The 15530-nt window shown below is 70.9% G+C and carries 14 protein-coding genes and 1 pseudogene; 11 read left to right on the top strand and 4 right to left on the bottom strand.

Annotated elements, in window-relative coordinates; translation table 11 throughout:
- Positions 1 to 60 precede the first annotated feature (60 nt).
- The 6 genes and pseudogenes from V4Y03_RS01800 to V4Y03_RS01825 all read left to right on the top strand — a co-directional run.
- Positions 61 to 444 (top strand): VOC family protein, encoded by a 384-nt coding sequence (locus V4Y03_RS01800; RefSeq protein ID WP_332433727.1) that lies wholly within the window; start codon positions 61 to 63, stop codon positions 442 to 444.
- A gap of 73 nt (positions 445 to 517) precedes the next feature.
- Positions 518 to 841: a hypothetical protein gene (locus V4Y03_RS01805; RefSeq protein ID WP_332433728.1), complete on the top strand. Its 324-nt coding sequence runs from the start codon at positions 518 to 520 to the stop codon at positions 839 to 841.
- A 33-nt stretch (positions 842 to 874) separates the two neighbouring features.
- Positions 875 to 2107, top strand: a complete 1233-nt coding sequence (locus V4Y03_RS01810) for a hypothetical protein (protein ID WP_332433730.1) — start codon at positions 875 to 877, stop codon at positions 2105 to 2107.
- Complete coding sequence (locus V4Y03_RS01815; RefSeq protein WP_332433731.1) at positions 2091 to 2861, top strand: alpha-ketoglutarate-dependent dioxygenase AlkB; 771 nt, start codon at positions 2091 to 2093, stop codon at positions 2859 to 2861. Before V4Y03_RS01810 ends, V4Y03_RS01815 begins: the two co-directional genes overlap by 17 nt.
- A gap of 239 nt (positions 2862 to 3100) precedes the next feature.
- Positions 3101 to 3844, top strand: coding sequence for an alpha/beta hydrolase (locus V4Y03_RS01820; protein ID WP_332433732.1), 744 nt, complete (start codon positions 3101 to 3103; stop codon positions 3842 to 3844).
- 228 nt (positions 3845 to 4072) lie between these two features.
- A pseudogene (locus tag V4Y03_RS01825) lies at positions 4073 to 4731 on the top strand (helix-turn-helix domain-containing protein); the annotation flags it as partial.
- Between the two features lie 169 nt (positions 4732 to 4900).
- On the opposite strand, the gene V4Y03_RS01830 reads toward V4Y03_RS01825, so the two are convergent.
- Together V4Y03_RS01830 and V4Y03_RS01835 are read right to left on the bottom strand one after the other, a co-directional pair.
- Positions 4901 to 5278, bottom strand: a complete 378-nt coding sequence (locus V4Y03_RS01830) for a nuclear transport factor 2 family protein (protein WP_012895409.1) — start codon at positions 5276 to 5278, stop codon at positions 4901 to 4903.
- 81 nt (positions 5279 to 5359) lie between these two features.
- Positions 5360 to 6028, bottom strand: a complete 669-nt coding sequence (locus V4Y03_RS01835; RefSeq protein ID WP_332433736.1) for a ThuA domain-containing protein — start codon at positions 6026 to 6028, stop codon at positions 5360 to 5362.
- A gap of 122 nt (positions 6029 to 6150) precedes the next feature.
- Between V4Y03_RS01835 and V4Y03_RS01840 the strand changes: the two genes are divergently transcribed.
- Positions 6151 to 7023: a DUF3626 domain-containing protein gene (locus V4Y03_RS01840; protein WP_332433738.1), complete on the top strand. Its 873-nt coding sequence runs from the start codon at positions 6151 to 6153 to the stop codon at positions 7021 to 7023.
- A 212-nt stretch (positions 7024 to 7235) separates the two neighbouring features.
- Here the strand turns inward: V4Y03_RS01840 and V4Y03_RS01845 are convergent, their stop codons facing one another.
- Positions 7236 to 7901: a TetR/AcrR family transcriptional regulator gene (locus V4Y03_RS01845; RefSeq protein ID WP_332433739.1), complete on the bottom strand. Its 666-nt coding sequence runs from the start codon at positions 7899 to 7901 to the stop codon at positions 7236 to 7238.
- Between the two features lie 102 nt (positions 7902 to 8003).
- Between V4Y03_RS01845 and V4Y03_RS01850 the strand changes: the two genes are divergently transcribed.
- From V4Y03_RS01850 to V4Y03_RS01860, 3 genes are read left to right on the top strand one after another with little or no spacing between them, the layout of a single operon-like run.
- A complete protein-coding gene (locus V4Y03_RS01850) occupies positions 8004 to 10670 on the top strand; it encodes an FHA domain-containing protein (RefSeq protein ID WP_332433740.1) in 2667 nt (888 codons plus the stop codon).
- 5 nt (positions 10671 to 10675) lie between these two features.
- Positions 10676 to 11488 (top strand): hypothetical protein, encoded by an 813-nt coding sequence (locus V4Y03_RS01855; RefSeq protein WP_332433742.1) that lies wholly within the window; start codon positions 10676 to 10678, stop codon positions 11486 to 11488.
- Positions 11488 to 12474 carry a serine/threonine-protein kinase gene (locus V4Y03_RS01860; protein ID WP_317873574.1) on the top strand — a complete coding sequence of 329 codons (987 nt, stop codon included), beginning with the start codon at positions 11488 to 11490 and terminating at the stop codon, positions 12472 to 12474. Before V4Y03_RS01855 ends, V4Y03_RS01860 begins: the two co-directional genes overlap by 1 nt.
- Before the next feature lie 38 nt (positions 12475 to 12512).
- Here the strand turns inward: V4Y03_RS01860 and V4Y03_RS01865 are convergent, their stop codons facing one another.
- A complete protein-coding gene (locus V4Y03_RS01865) occupies positions 12513 to 13862 on the bottom strand; it encodes a streptophobe family protein (protein ID WP_443079710.1) in 1350 nt (449 codons plus the stop codon).
- A gap of 206 nt (positions 13863 to 14068) precedes the next feature.
- On the opposite strand from V4Y03_RS01865, the gene V4Y03_RS01870 reads away from it, so the two are divergent.
- Positions 14069 to 15505, top strand: coding sequence for a DUF6777 domain-containing protein (locus tag V4Y03_RS01870; protein ID WP_332433745.1), 1437 nt, complete (start codon positions 14069 to 14071; stop codon positions 15503 to 15505).
- Positions 15506 to 15530 lie beyond the last annotated feature (25 nt).

Consider the following 15530-nt stretch of genomic DNA (forward strand, 5'->3'; position numbering starts at 1 on the left):
CCGGCGGGCCGCCGGGCAACGACCGCCCCCGCGAGTGCTCGCCTCCGTACACTCACGACCATGGCATGCCGCATCAGCGAGTTGATCATCGACGCCGCCGACCCCGAGAAGCTGGCGGTGTTCTGGAGCGAGGTCCTCGGTTACGTCGAGCTGGGCCGGGAGGACGACGGGAGCATCGAGATCGGTCCGCCCGAGGTGGGTTTCGGCGGCCCGCAGCCGACCCTCGTCCTGAGCCCGAGCAGCACTCCTCGCACCGGGAAGCTCCGCCTGCACATCGACGTGAATCCCACCGACCGTGACCAGGACGCCGAGCTGGAGCGGCTGCTCGCACTCGGCGCGAGGCGGGCCGACGTGGGCCAGACGGGCACGGAGAGCTGGCACGTGCTGGCGGACCCGGAAGGCAACGAGTTCTGCCTCCTGCGCACCCGGATCCGACCGATGTGACGACGGCTGTCACCGGAACCTGCTGCCGGACGGGGGCCTGACAGCTGCGGGTCCCCGTGTGTAGCGTCGCCCCATGACCGAGGAGACCACGGCCAGGGCAGGCAGAGAGTTCTACACGTTCGACGGCCGGATCCTGGAGGTCTTCGGCAGCTATCCGAAGCGGTTCCACATCCGGAACATGGACCTGCAGGTGACGGGCCCCGACCGAAAGGGTCGGCGGACCGTCGTGATCACCGAAGGTACGCCCGAAGCCCGGGCGACACAGCACACATGGCACCACTCGGCCGAGGAATGGCAGCGGGCGCAGGGCCTGGAGGCCTTGCTGGAAGCGGTACGGGCGGGTATCGCGACGGCCCGGGAGTACGGGCCTCAAGAGGTTTCCCGTAACTGTGACTGACGACGTCCACACCCCTGTCAGGGACTCGATTTGATGCACACAACAGAGCCGGCGGAAGCCTCCATCGAGGATGATGCGAGCAACATCTTGGTTGCGCCTTCGACGATGCAGGACAATGACTTGATCAGGGAGTTCTTCGGGAGTGCCATCACGCCGGAGGACCTTGCTTCCGGTTCGCACAACCTCGCGCAGAAGACCGTCTACCTGTGTGGCGACGTATCCGGGATCAGCGTCCACCAACTACGTACGGCTGACCGGGTATTCGCCATCCGGGAACTGTCACACGGTTACCACGAGGGCGCCGAAGAACCCTGGACTCTCGTCGGTCTCGGCCAGGTTCCCCTCCGCGTACATGGCGTAGGCGTGTACTACCGCCGCTTCTTCGGACTCGACGCCGATCACTTCGGACGGATCCGTACGGAGCACACCTTCCAGTCCCTGACGGAGTCCACCAAACCCGGAACGGCCCACCGCAGCGGAATCTATCTGACGCCCGTCACACAGAACGATGACGAACTGCATTTCCGCCTGCTCCGTTGCTCCACGAATCTCTCGGGGCCGACCGAGAGCTTCCGCCCGACCGACACGGCCATCGTCGAGGCCCTGAACCGCGAGGCCGCGGCCGTCTTCCGGAACCAGGCACCGCTGAATCACGTTCTCGCCCAGATCTACCACAACACCCTTGCCACGACGGAGCGCAAACAGTCCAAGGCCAAGATCTCGGCCCACGCCGACAAGACCAAGGATATGCCCGCCAACGGCATCATGGCCTTCTGCACCTTCTACGACCGGCTCGAAAAGCTGCGCCCCCTGACTGAAGACGCCTTCGACTACGGCGTGAAGAGCGCCAGCGGTCTGACCCGACTCCACTTCCGCCTCAAGGAGTCGACCCAAGAACGCGACGGGGCCGCGCTCCCCTCGCATTTCACCCTGACCCTCTACCCCGGCTCCGTCTTCTTCATGCCGTTGTCCACCAACCGCCTGTATACGCACGAAATCAGGCCCTCGACGTTGGACGCCGAGTTGCTTCCGACCCGCCTGGGATACGTGGTGCGCTGTTCGAGCGCGGAAGCCGTCCACAAGAACGGCCACACGTTCCTCAAAACGGGCGGAGATCTGGTGAAGCTGGGGCCACCCACCCCCGACGGCATGAACGAGCTGCGCAGACTGTACGCCGAGGAGAACAGAACCTCGTCCTTCGTCGAATACGGCGACAAGTTTTCCTTCAGCATGAACACGGGAGACTACGTTGCCCCGCGAATCTAGGATCTCGGACGAGATCATCTCCTACGTTCTGCGAACCGAGGAGAATCTCTTCGCGGAGCTTTCCGCGTCGGCTCGACTGGAAGACGTAGGCAAAGGCCGACGAGGCGCCGTCCTGGCCAAGGCCGACGAGGCGGGTGGCGTGCCTCTAGTACGTACTACCGCCCAATACACCAACCCGGCGCAGCGTTTCCGTGCGGTGCACGAGCGGCTCGGCCAACAGATCCAAGAACGTGCGGCGCTCCCGGTCGGCTTCAACAACGCCCTCATCGAGAGCTACACGAACGCCTATACAACCATGGGCAGCCACTCCGACCAAGCCCTCGATCTGGCCATGGAATCATTCATCGCCGTACTCTCCTGCTACGAACACCCCGAAGCGGGCCCACCGAGGAAGCTCGTCTTCGAATCGAAGGGGCCCGATGGCGAGAAGTTCGAGATCCCCCTCACCCACAACGGTTTCGTAGCTTTCTCTGTCGCCTCGAACAGGCGGCTCAGGCACAAAATAATATTGGACGCATCGGCCAGGACGACGGAGAACCAATGGCTGGGTGTCACCTTCCGAACATCAAACACCTTCGTCCGATATCACGACGGACACGCATACCTCCCACAGCGCACGCGCCTCACGCCGGCCGACGATGAGCAGAGACGCGAGTTCTACCGACTCCGGCGCCGCGAGAACAACGAAACGGACTTCACCTACCCCCCGCTGACGTACACGATCAGCGAGAGCGACCTCATGCCACCCGTCTGACCGACATTCGGGCCGCTGACGGCATGGCGCTAGGGCATCGTGCAGCCCGGTCACAGAGCCCCCGAAAACCCGCTTGGCGGACCAATGCGGCCACTGCTACGTTTCCGGAGGCCGTGTGAGAGAACGAGGAGGTGGTACCCGTGAACGCAGTATCGACATGGGTGCTCCCCTCCGGGGTCACGGTCGGGCGGTAGGTCGTCCGGGAGCGCCGTACATGAGCTCTCCCGAAAGGCACGACCATGCACCTCACTTCTGAACGGCGCCTCGACGACGGCGTCCTCGAGCGCGAGTTCACCCTCGGGGAGATCCCCGGCATCCTGTGGACGCCCGCGTCCGCCGCCTCGTCCGAACCCGTGCCGCTGATCCTGATCGGCCACCCCCCTCTCGGACTGAGCCGGATGTACCCGCGGCTGGCCGGGCGGGCCCGGTACTACGCGGCGGAGTACGGCTTCGCCTCGGCCACCATCGAGCTTCCCGGGAGCGGTGACCGGCCGCGTTGGGCCGCCGCCGAGGAGGCTCGCGCCGACCTGCGCCGGGCGATGGAGGCCGGTGGGCCCGTCAGCGACGAGATCATCGACGCCCTCGTCCTCCCGCTCGTCGACAAGGCGGTCCCGGAATGGCAGGCCGCCCTGGACGCCCTCCTCGCGCTGCCCGAGATCGGCGGCCCGGTCGGGTACGAGGGAGGCGTGATCTCCATCGGCCTCCGCCTCGCGGTGGTCGAGCCGCGGATCGTGGCCGCCGGGTTCTTTGCCGGGAGTCTCGTACCCGCCGTCATGTTCGAGGAGGCCCGCCAGGTCACCATTCCGCTGCACGTCCTGCTGCAGTGGGACGACGAAGGGAACGACCGGCAGGCCGCCCTGGACCTGTTCGACGCCTTCGGCTCCAAGGAGAAGACGCTGCACGCCAACATGGGCGGGCACACCGGCGTCCCGCAGTTCGAACTCGACCCCGGCGCCCGGTTCTTCGCCCGGCACCTGAGGTGAGACCGGGCCGTCGGGCCGGCAGCAGCCGGTAAGGGGCACCGTCCAGGATGCTGATCGTCCAGGACGGGCCCCGGCTCTCCTCGGCGCTGGGCAGCACGGGCCCTTGCCACCTCGGCAGGGGCCCGTGCTGCGCGCAAGTGACCTAGTGCTGTGACCGCGTAGGTTCGCCGGGTTGGTGGTCGTGACGGTTGGATGTGCGGTGACGTCCAGTCGACCGCTGGAGGCGCGGTGGCTGAGCCTGTCCGTGTACGCAGCTTGACCGACAAGGAGGGGCAGAAGCTGAAGCAGATCGTGCGCCGGGGCAGCACGGGTTCGGTGCGTTACCGGCGGGCGATGATGCTGCTCGCTTCGGCGGGCGGAAACCGGGTGGCCGGTGATCGCCCAACTGGTCCAGGCCCATGAGGACACCGTGCGCGACGTGATCCACCGGTTCAACGAGATCGGCCTGGTCTGCCTGGACCCTCAGTGGGCGGGAGGCCGTCCCCGCCTGCTCACCCCTGACGACGAGGACTTCGTCATCCGGACGGCCACCACCCGCCCCACCAGGCTCGGCCAGCCCTTCACCCACTGGTCGATCCGCAAACTCGCCGCCTACCTGCGGGAAGTGCACGGACGTGTCATCCGCATCGGCCGTGAAGCCTTCACGGTGCCTGCTCCGGCGCCGCGGCATCACCTTCCAACGCACCAAGACATGGAAGGAATCACCCGACCCTCATCGCGACGCCAGGCTCGACCGGATCGAGCAGGTTCTGGACCGCTTCCCGGACCGGGTCTTCGCCTTCGACGAGTTCGGGCCGTTGGGGATCCGGCCCACCGCAGGCTCCTGCTGGGCGAAGCAGGGCAAGCCAGACCGGCTGCCGGCGACCTACCGCCGCACCCACCGCGTCACCAGGCGTACTTGCCGCCCAACGCAAGGAACGCGCCCGCATCCGCAGCGAGAAGGGCATCCGCTGGGGCGGTCGCCCCCTCAACGCCGCAGCCTGACCGAGCGCGAACCGCAGCCGCGGAGTGCCGAAAGGGACAAGTTCACGAGAAGGACAGCGACAGAAGGACGACTCAGGAGGCGGACGGCTCGATCTCCCCCGCAAAGACGATGACCTGGTCGATGAGGCTCCGCCGCAGATGGACGACGTCCGTTCCCGTCAGGCGGGGGCCGCCATCCGGCGTGGTGAAGACCCACTGGTACCGGGCCCACTCGTCAGGCATGTCCACCGCTGAGCAGCGCACCATCGTGCCGGTCCCCGCCGGGTGACGCCGGATGTCCAGCACGAACCGCTCGACCGCCGCGATTCCTTCGCTGCGACCCAACGGCCCCCAGAAGACCACGTCTGAGGTCAGGGCCTGGGAGAGCAGGGCAGTCACATAGCTGTCGTCCGAGGCGTTGAACGCGGAGATGAACGTGTCGATCGCGGAGCGTGCCGTCTCTTCCTGCATGCCCCAGTAATACCAGCCGTTGCGCGTGCGCTCGTCCCCCGAGCCGCCTTCCGGTCACGGTGGACCATCCCGGTCATAGCGCTAGGTCGTCAGCCAGGTCAGGGCGCCCTTCAAGTGGGCTCGGAAGAGTGGGGTTCGGTAGGTTTCCGGGGCGTGGCCCAGGGCCGTGAAGAAGACGCGGCCCCGGTCCAGTCGCCGGCACCAGACGAGTGGGTGGTCCTCGCCGTGGGTGCCGCCCCGGTAGGTGGTCTCGTCGGCTCGGGCGAGGACCCGTACGCCCGGGACTTCGCCCTCCCTGGGGTCGGACGTGAAGTTGTACCACTCGTCCGTCCAGGTCCAGCGTTCCGGGAGCGGGGCTGTCGCCGGGTGGTCGTGGGCGTCGACCAGTACCGTTGCGCGCTGGATCTCCGGGTGGCCGGCGAAGCGGGTGCCAAGGAGTCGGCCGTAGAAGGGCCAGTCCGGCTCGGCGTTGGCCGCCGCGTGCACGGCGAGCAGCGCGCCGCCGCCCCTCAGGTACGACTCGAACGCGGTACGCCCTTCGGCGGTCAGGACGTTCCCGGTCGTGGACAGCAGCACGACGACCGCGCACCGGGCCAGTCGCCCCGGGGTGAAGGCGCCCGGGTCCTCGGTGATCTCGGCCGGGTGTCCGAGTTCCCGCGCCAGCTCCGTGAGCGCGACGGCGCCGTCCGGGATCGAGTCGTGGCGGTAGCCGGCGGTGCGGGTGTAGATCAGGACGTCAGGTGTGGGCACGCGGTGCACTCCAAGCTGGGGCGGGACAGTGAGGAGCAGTTGGACAGTAAGCGCTTGCCCCCGCGTGACCGTAGCCACCGAAATCGCTGGGCCGCAAGCCCCGCCGTCCGGCACACTGCCCCATGACGTCGAAGCCACCCGGGACACCGCGGCACGACCCGGCGGACACTCCGTCCCGTACCCATACCCACGCCCACGCGCGACGCGCCCTCGCCCATGTGGCCGCGCGCGCCGACGGTGATCCGCTCGATCCGTCCCTGCGGGTCACCCTCAACTTCCACCCGTACTTCCTCCCCCTGCTCGCCGACGACGGGGTCTACCGTTCCCAGTTCGTCACCGGCACCAGCAACGGCGGCCTCACCGCCCACCCCGGCGGCGACCGCCACCGCTGGGAGAGCCGCATCTTCGGTGCGGCCTACGACCGTGCCGCCGCCGACTCCCGTCCCGTCTACGGCGCCCTCGACTTCCGCCGCCGGCCCGTCGGCGCCGCTCCCCGCTTCGGCTCCGCCCATCTGCGCCTGGCCGCCGCCACCCTCCAGCGGGCGACCTTCTGCTACCCCGACAGCTACCTCGAGCCCACCCACTTCGGCGTCGCCTCCCGGATGAACCTGATCGCGCTCGCGGAGGCCGCCGACCAGGACCCGCTCGACGACTACATCGAGGCGCAGATCCACGGCCCCGTCGTGATCGGGCGCGACGTGGAGGCCCTGGTGCTCGATCCGAGCCACCGGGGTACGGAGGTGGAGGAGGCCGCGCGTCGACTGCCCTGCCCCGTCGAGTGGCACCGCGGCTTTCGCGTGTCCGTCGACGTGCTGCGGCAGCACCCCGGGTTCCGCGGTCGGCGGTACGTGGAACTCGCCGCCCGCATCTCCGTCGACGGGTGGCTCGACCCCCGGATCGTGCAGGAGGCGGCCGGGTCCGGGCGGTACGACCCCCAGGACGTGAAGCGGGTCTGGCACTGCCTGGCCCGGTTCGGGGCGCCGGCCGTCGGCTGACCGACCGCTTGTCAGTTCCTCGATCCGGAGTCGTATCGGATATGTCTCTGTAATCTTTTTTGCGCGCCGTACCCACTGCCCCCGTCATGTCCCTGCACGGCAAGGCGTCCTCCAGCCTCGGCATCCCCTCGACCCGATCACCCAGGACGCCTGCGCGTTCTTCGGATCGGCGGCCATCTGGCCGGCTGGTTCCGGGCGCGCCCCCTGTGGGATCAGATCACCGCGTCCGACCCGGATCTGTTCGGCTGACCCTTCGGGGTCGGGCCGCCCGGGACCTCCCTCGTGGACGCTTCGAGGAGCGGCGCGAGGAACTGCCGTTCCAGACTGCCGGGTGGCAGCTCCTCCGGTTCCACATAGCTCTGCGCGAGTCCGCCCTCCCGCAGGGCGATCAGGAGCCGCGCGAACCGGTCGGCGTCCACGGTCAGTTCGCGTCCGGCCCGGCGCAGGACGAGGGTGAGGCCGCGGGCGATCTCGGCCCGCAGCCGCTCGTCGTGGCGCGCCAGCACCCACGCGGCCTGCGGGTCACGGATCGCGTGCAGGGTGAACTCCGTGGTGACCAGGTACCAGTCCCGCTCGTCCGGTTCGACGCGGGCGGCGAGTTCCGCGAGCCGGGTCAGGGTGTACTCCTCCGCCGTCAGCCCGTCGATCGACTCCGCGAGCCTCCGCACCGTCCGGTCGCTGTGCTCGTCGAACAGGGCGAGGAAGAGCTCTTCCTTGCTCGCGAAGTTCGAGTAGTACGCGCCCCGCGTGTATCCGGCGCGCTCGCAGATCTGCTCGATCGTCGTCGCGTGGAAGCCGTGCTCGGCGAAGGTCTCCAGGGCGGCCTTCAGAAGCGCCGCGCGGGTCCGGGGCCGCCGCCTGGTGACACCTTTCGGCACGGGTGCCTCCTCCTTCGTCCGGGCCGCGTCCCGCGGCGGACGCCCACCCTACCGGCGCTCCCATCCCGGGCAGGGACGAGCACCGGCGGATAAAATTCACGCATGGGAGAGCGACCCGTCGCGCCCGCGGCGCCTCATCTGGTCCTCGAGATCGACGGGGACGCGACGCGCATGAACCCGAGCCGCGTCTATCGCATCGGGCGCGACCCCACCAGCGACGTCGTACTGTCGGACGCCCGGGCGTCCTGGCACCACGCGGTGCTCGGCGCCGTGGGCGCCCGCTGGACCCTGACCGACGAGGGCAGCACGAACGGCACGTTCACGGACGGTACGCGGGTGGCCGGGGCGCGGGAGGTCGGTCCCGGGACGGTCGTACGGTTCGGGCATCCGGCGGACGGCCCCCGCGCGGTGCTTTCGGCGAGCGCGCCCGCGGAACCCGAGGTCAGGGGAGCGCGGGCGGAACCCGAGGGCGGGGAAGCGCCTGTGGAACCCGAGGCCCGGCAAGCGTCGGCAGAGCCCGTGGCAAGGCCGGCGCCGGCAGAGCCCGAGGCAAACAGCTCCCCGGCGGGACCCGATGCCCGGCGCGCGTCCGCGGAGCCCGAGGCCCCCAGCGCCCCGGCGGAGCCTGAAATCCAGCCACCCCCAGTCGCCCCCGACCTACAGCCTCCCGAGCCCCCCGCCCCCGCCGTACCCCGCGAACGCGAACCCGCCCCACCCCCCTCCGTCGCCCACCCCGCCGCCACCGGCACCTTCCGGCGGCCGACCTCCGTGCGGCCGTTGCCGGCCCACAGCATCCGTATCGGACGTGCCTCCGACAACGACCTCGTCGTCTCCGACCTGGTCGTCTCCCGGCGCCACGCCGAGCTCCGCGCGCACCCGGATGGCACGTACTGGATCCACGACCTCGGCAGCCACAACGGCACCTTCCTCAACGGCCGCCCCGTCGTCGACGCCCGGGTGACGGCGGACGACATCGTCGGCATCGGGCGCTCCGCGTTCTGTCTGATCGGCGGACAGCTCGTCGAGTTCACCGACACCGGCGAGGTGTCCCTCGACGTGCGGTCGCTCGCCGTCACCGTCGACCACGGTCGCCGCACGCTCCTCGACGAGGTGTCGTTCCCGGTGGGCGAGAAGTGCCTGCTCGCCGTCGTCGGGCCGTCCGGCGCCGGAAAGTCGACGCTCCTCGGCGCGCTCACCGGCCAGCGTCCCGCCGACCGGGGCACCGTGCTCTACGACGGCCGTGACCTGTACCAGGACTACGCCGAGCTGCGGCAGCGCATCGGGCTCGTCCCGCAGGACGACATCCTGCACCTCCAGCTCACCGTGCGCCGCGCCCTCGGCTACGCCGCCGAGCTGCGCTTCCCCGAGGACACCGTGCGCGCCGAGCGGCAGGCGCGGGTGGACGAGGTGATCCGCGAGCTGGGTCTCGTGGAGCGTGCGGACCAGCCGATCCACAGCCTCTCCGGCGGCCAGCGCAAGCGGGTGAGCGTCGCCCTCGAACTGCTCACCAAGCCGTCGCTCCTCTTCCTCGACGAGCCGACCTCCGGCCTCGACCCGGGCATGGACCGGTCCGTGATGCACATGCTGCGCGGGCTCGCGGACGACGGGCGGACGGTCGTCGTGGTCACCCACAGCGTGCTCAGTCTGGACGTGTGCGACCGGCTGCTCGTACTCGCCCCGGGCGGCCGGATCGCCTACTACGGGCCGCCCGAGGACGCCCTCGGCTTCTTCGGTTTCGCGCAGTGGCCGGAGGCCTTCGAGGCCTTCGAGAACGACCGGGACCGCGACTGGGCCGGGCAGTTCCGGTCGTCCCTCTTCCACCGCCGGTACGTCACGGACGCGACGGCCCGTCCGGACGTTCCCGTCCCCACCAACACCGCATCCCCCGTCTCCCCCGGCAGTCCCGTGTCCCCCGGCAGTCCCGCCGGCCACGAGCCCGCGCCCCCTCCCAAGGCGCAGAGCTGGTCCTCCCAGCTGCGGACCCTCGTACGGCGATACGCGGCGGCGCTCTCCGCCGACCGCACCTTCCTCGTCATCATGATCGCGCTGCCGTTCGTGATGGGCGCGATGGCCAGGGCCCTGTCCGAGGGCAGTTTCAACCCCGAGTCGACGTTGAACGTCCTGCTGATCCTCTGTGTGGGCGGGGTCCTCACGGGCGCGGCGAACGCCGTGCGCGAGCTGGTCAAGGAACGCACGATCTACCGGCGCGAGAGAGCCGTCGGGCTGTCCCGCTCCGCGTACCTCGCCTCCAAGGTGGTGGTCCTCGGGCTGATCACGGTCGTGCAGTCGGTGGTCCTGACCCTGGTGGCCCTGATCGGCGTTCCGCTGAACGTGCCCGACGGCAAGGGCGTCCTGATGCCCCCGCTCATCGAGATCACCCTCGCCGTCGCCCTCCTCGCCTTCACCGCGATGATGCTCGGCCTGTTCGTGTCGGCGCTCGTGCGCAAGGAGGAGGTGACGATGCCGCTGCTCGTCCTCCTCGCCATCGTGCAGGTGGTGTTCTGCGGCGCCCTCCTGACGGTACGGGGCACCCCCGTCCTGGAGCAGCTGGCCTGGCTGGTGCCCTCGCGCTGGGCGTTCGCGGCGATGGGCGCGACGATCGACATCGGGAAGGTCGCACCGAGCGAGAAGACGGCGGATCCGCTGATGCATCACACGGCGGAGGCCTGGTTGTTCGACATGGGCATGCTGGTCGTGCTCTGTCTCGCCCTCGGTCTGGTCGTGGCGCGGCTCCTGCGGCGCCACGAGCCGGTCGTGATGCGGAGGTAGGCCCCGTGAGCGTCCCCGTACCCGAGTACGTGCCGGATTTCCGGCCCACCCACGTCGTGCCGCGCGACGGACTCTCCGCCTGGGAGGCGCCGGACCCGGGGCTGCCCACGACGCCGCTCGACGCGTTCCTGCCGGTGCGCCTGGAGGAGCGGGCGGGCGACTGGGGGCGGATCCAGTGCGCCAACGGGTGGACGGCATGGGTGGACGCGCGGCTGCTCGTCTCCATGCCCGAGGACCCGCCGGCGGCGGGCCGGCCACTCACGAGGACCGCTGATCCGCGCCCGCTGATCGCCCGCGCCGAAGGCGCGCTCGCCCGCTACCGGCGCGCCGCGGAGGAGCTGGGCGCACAGCGGCTGGACGGCGAGCAGTTCCGGCTGCGGACCCGGGGCCTGCGGGTCGGCATGGTCGTCGACGGCGAGTCGGTGTGGCTGTACGACGCCGAGCACGAGCGCTGGGTGTACTGCGACGGCGTGGGCCTCAGTACGTACGTCGCCTCCGCCGCGCCCTCGATCGCCGCCACGCCCTCGCCCTCTCCCGGCCCTTCGTCCTCACCCTCACCTTCGGATTCGGACTCCCCCGTGCCCACTGCCGCCGCCGGATTCACCGACACCGACCCCGATACCGACGCCGGAGCCGACACCGCAGTGTCCGGGCCGCCCGGCGAAGCCGACGAGAACGAGGACGAGCGGACCCGCGCCGTGCCCGTGGCGCACGAGCCGACGCAGGTGGTCGCTCAGGTGGATGCCGAGGTGCCGGCCGGACCACCGCCGCCGACGCAGGTCGTGGAGACGCCGCCCGCCCCGTCCGGTGAGGAATGATGGCCGGCGGACCGCGCGACGACGACCCGGAACTCCTCGCGGGGCGCCCCTCGGGCCTCCTCGGGAAGGAGATCGCGGGCTACCGCGTGGAGGGCGAGATCGGTCGCGGCGGCATGGCGGTCGTCTACCGGGCGCGTGACCTGCGGCTCGACCGTACGGTGGCGCTCAAGCTGCTCGCCCCCGAGCTGGCCCGCAACGACACCTTCCGCAAGCGCTTCGCGCACGAGTCACGGGTCGCCGCCTCCATCGACCACCCGCACATCGTGCCGGTCTTCGAGGCGGGCGAGACGGAGGGCGTGCTGTACATCGCCATGCGGTACGTGGCCGGGCAGGACCTGGCGGCCCTGCTCGACCGGGAGGGGCCGCTGCCCCCCGTGAAGGCCGGGCGGATCGCCGTACAGGTGGCGTCGGCCCTGGACGCGGCACACGCGCACAACCTGGTGCACCGGGACGTGAAGCCCGGCAACATCCTGGTCGCCGAAGGCACCGACGGCGACCACCCCGAGCACGTCTACCTCACGGACTTCGGCCTGACGAAGAAGTCGCTCTCGCTGACCGGGTTCACGACCGTGGGCGAGTTCGTCGGCACCCTGGACTACGTGGCGCCCGAGCAGATCTCGGGCAAGCCGGTGGACGGCCGCTGCGACGTGTACGGGCTCGCGTGCGTGGTCTTCGAGACCCTGACGGGGGCGCCGCCGTTCCGCCGCGACACGGACTGGGCGGTGTTGTGGGCGCAGCAGTACGACCCTCCTCCGCCGCTCTCCGAGGTCCGTCCGGGGCTGCCGGCCGCGGCGGACGCGGTGTTCGCGAGGGCGCTGGCGAAGACTCCCGAGGAGCGGTACGGGACCTGTCTGGAATTCGTCGCGGAGCTGCGCGCCGCCCTCTCCTCGGGGGAAGCGGGATCGGTCACGGGGAAGCGGGTCGAGCCGGTCGGTCCACCGCGCGACCCGCCCGCGTGGGCACGGCCGGTGTTCCGGGAGCTGTAGCGCCGTTCCGGGAGCGCGGTCTTGCCGAGCTCTCGTCCCTACTTCCCGCCTCCGCCGCTCTCCACCTCGCCCTTACGGCGCACCCGCGAGGCCAGCAGGCTGCCCACGAAGCCGAAGGCGAGGCCCCAGAGAAGGGCGAAACCGGCCGTCTTCCACACGTGCGGGCGCAGCACCACCTCCCCGCCGAGCGATTCGAGTTCGCCGATGCCGAGCACCGAGAGTCCGAAGTGCGCCTCGACCAGGGTGAGCGGGGTGACGACCAGCATGGTCAGCGCGAATGCGATGCCGAGGTGCAGCGCGTGCTGCCACGGCCGGACCCGGGCCGGGGAGCGTACGGCCGCCACGAAGGCCACGGCGAGGACGAGGACGGCGGCGACGGGGAGCAGCCACCAGGCCCGGCCGTCCTGCGCGGCCAGTGAGCCGAGGTCGACGGTCGAGAGGTCGGGGTTCTCACGCGTGCCGCCGCCCTGCCGCAGGACGGCGTCGAGGATCTGGGGCATGGGCAGCCCGAAGGGGCCGTTGACCGTGCCCTCCCAGGAGCCGCCGATGCCGACGCCGAGGGCGAGCCAGGAGACGTTGGGCAGTCCGAGCAGGAGGACGGCGAAGGTCTCCGCGGTGTGCCCCTTGGTCGCCGCGACGACCAGGCCGATGACCAGGCCCACGGCCACGTACGCGAGGACCAGGAGAAGCATCGCGTGGGCGGCGGGCCGGACGGGTTCCTGGTAACGGACGAGCCGGGCCGGCAGCGGGGTGCTGCGCGAGACCAGCAGGGCGATGACGAGGACGCCGAGGATCCACAGGAGCCCGTAGAACAGGGTGGGTCCGAGGTCGGTGCGGAAGCCGACGGTGGGGTTCACGGCGTCGAGGAGCTTGCCGAAGAGGTCCATGAGGGCCCCCTGCGTGTCGCCGCCGGGCAGGGTGATCGGGAAGTCGTGCCGGGCGAACGCGGAGAGGCCCGCGAGGCCCGCCAGCCAGAGGACGACAGTGCTCGCGGCGCGGAAGCCGAGTTCGCGGGAGGTCGTGACGGCGTGGTGGCGCAGGGGGCGCAGGAAGCAGAATCCGGTGACCAGTGCGCCCACCAGGGTGACGGTGAGGGGCATGGCGGTCAGCGCGGCCTGGGCTCCGGCGAGGGACCCGGCGTCGCCGGCGAGTTCGACCTTGCCGCCCGAGGCCAGGACGACGACCGCGGCCAGGATCGCGGTGAAGCCGCCGGGCAGGTCACCGGCGCCCGCGGCCCAGAGGCCGAGGGCCGCGACGACGCCCATGGCGAGATAGCCGGCGACCACCGCCGCCAGGGCCTGGAGGCCGATGCGGGCGAGTTGGCCGCCGGTGGTCGCGGCGGGCGGTGGGGAGCTGGGGGTGGAGGGCCGACTGCTCACCCTGCCCACGCTAGTACCGGTGGGGTCGGGCCGCTTGGCGGACGGGACGGGCGGGGAGGGGGCTCCGTTGCGCGTCCGGAGGCGCCTGCGCCGGGCGCGGAGTCGGCTGCGCCCGCGTACCGAGTCGGCCGCGCAGGCGTTCGGAGTCGCCTCCGCTTGCGGACCGGTGCGATCCGGCGCACACAATGGGCCCGGAACGGAAGAAAGGGAAAAACGTGACTTCCCACCCGCCGTCCGGCCCACCGTCGGTCCCGCCCACAGGTCCCCCCTCCGGCCCTCTCTCGGGCCCGAGTACACGCCCCGGGACCGCCGGTCCCCCACCGCCCCCCGGACCACCCCACGACGGTTCGGGGGGCGGCGACGGCTCGGGCGGCGGCTCGTCAGGTGGCGGCCCCGGAAGTGGCGGCGGCACCCCCGGCGGTCCCGGCGGCGCGGACGGCAACGGTCCCGGCGCCGGCGGGAACGGCGGCCACGGCAAGGGCCCCTGGTGGCGCTCCGTCCCCAAGGTCGCCTCGGTCACCGCCGTCCTGGTCGCGGTCGCGGCGCTCGCCGTCGTCCTCGCCAACCGCCCCGACCACAAGGGCGACACGGCGGGTGGTTCCGGCGGCGGCGAGGTCTTCCTCCAGAACGCCGCCGCCTCCGGTCCCGACCCGTTCACCAAGTCGACGGCCCGCACCGAGGGCGCCTCCGCCTCACCGGCCTCGCTGCCGCCCCGTACCGCTTCGGCCACCACCGAGGTCTCGGGGTCGACCCCCGGCCTCTACGGGGGGACCAAGTCGGTGAGCAGCTGCGACGTGGAGCAGCAGGTGCGCTACCTCTCGGGCGAGCCCGCGAAGAACGCGGCCTTCGCCTCGGTCATCGGCATCTCCGCCGCCGACGTGCCGGGCTATCTGCGCTCGCTGACCCCGCTTCAGCTCCGCGCCGACACCCGGGTGACGAACCACGGCTTCAAGGACGGCTCCGCCACCACCTATCAGGCGGTTCTCCAGTCCGGCACCGCGGTGATGGTCGACGGACGCGGGGTGACCCGGGTGCGCTGCGCCTGCGGGAATCCGCTGACCAATCCGGTGGCGCAGAAGTCGCCCAGGACGACGGGCACCCCGTGGCAGGGCTTCCAGTCCAGCCAGGTGGTCGTGGTGGCGCCGTCGGTGACGGTCGTGAACGTCTTCGTGGTGTACGACCCGCAGGACGACAGCTGGTTCGCACGGCAGCACGGCGACCACGGCAAGCACGACAAGCCGACTACGCCGCCTCCCCCGCCGACCACGTCCCCGTCGGCGTCGCCGTCCACCTCGGCCTCGACGTCCACCTCTCCGTCCACCTCTCCGTCCGTCTCGCCGTCCTCGCCGTCGACCTCCCCCTCGGACACCTCGCCGCCGTCGAGCCTGACCCCGCCGTCGACCGCCTCGTCACCGTCGACGCAGTCCTCGGCCGCGACGAAGTCGTCGACCGAGTCCCCGGGTCCGCAGTCCGGGCCCGTGACGAACAGTTCGGCGGCGGACCTGACGACCACCGGCCAGCCGGCCGCCGCCCGTCCGGCCCCGGTGAGTTCCCCGGTGACCTCCCCGTCCGGTTCCGTCTCGGCTTCGCGGTCCGTCTCCGCTTCACGGTCCGTCACCGTGCCGACGCCCGGACCCGCGCCCTGGATCTGAGCCGCAGGCAGCAGGCCCCCGCCGT

This window comes from Streptomyces sp. P9-A4, assembly GCF_036634195.1.
Lineage (GTDB): Bacteria > Actinomycetota > Actinomycetes > Streptomycetales > Streptomycetaceae > Streptomyces.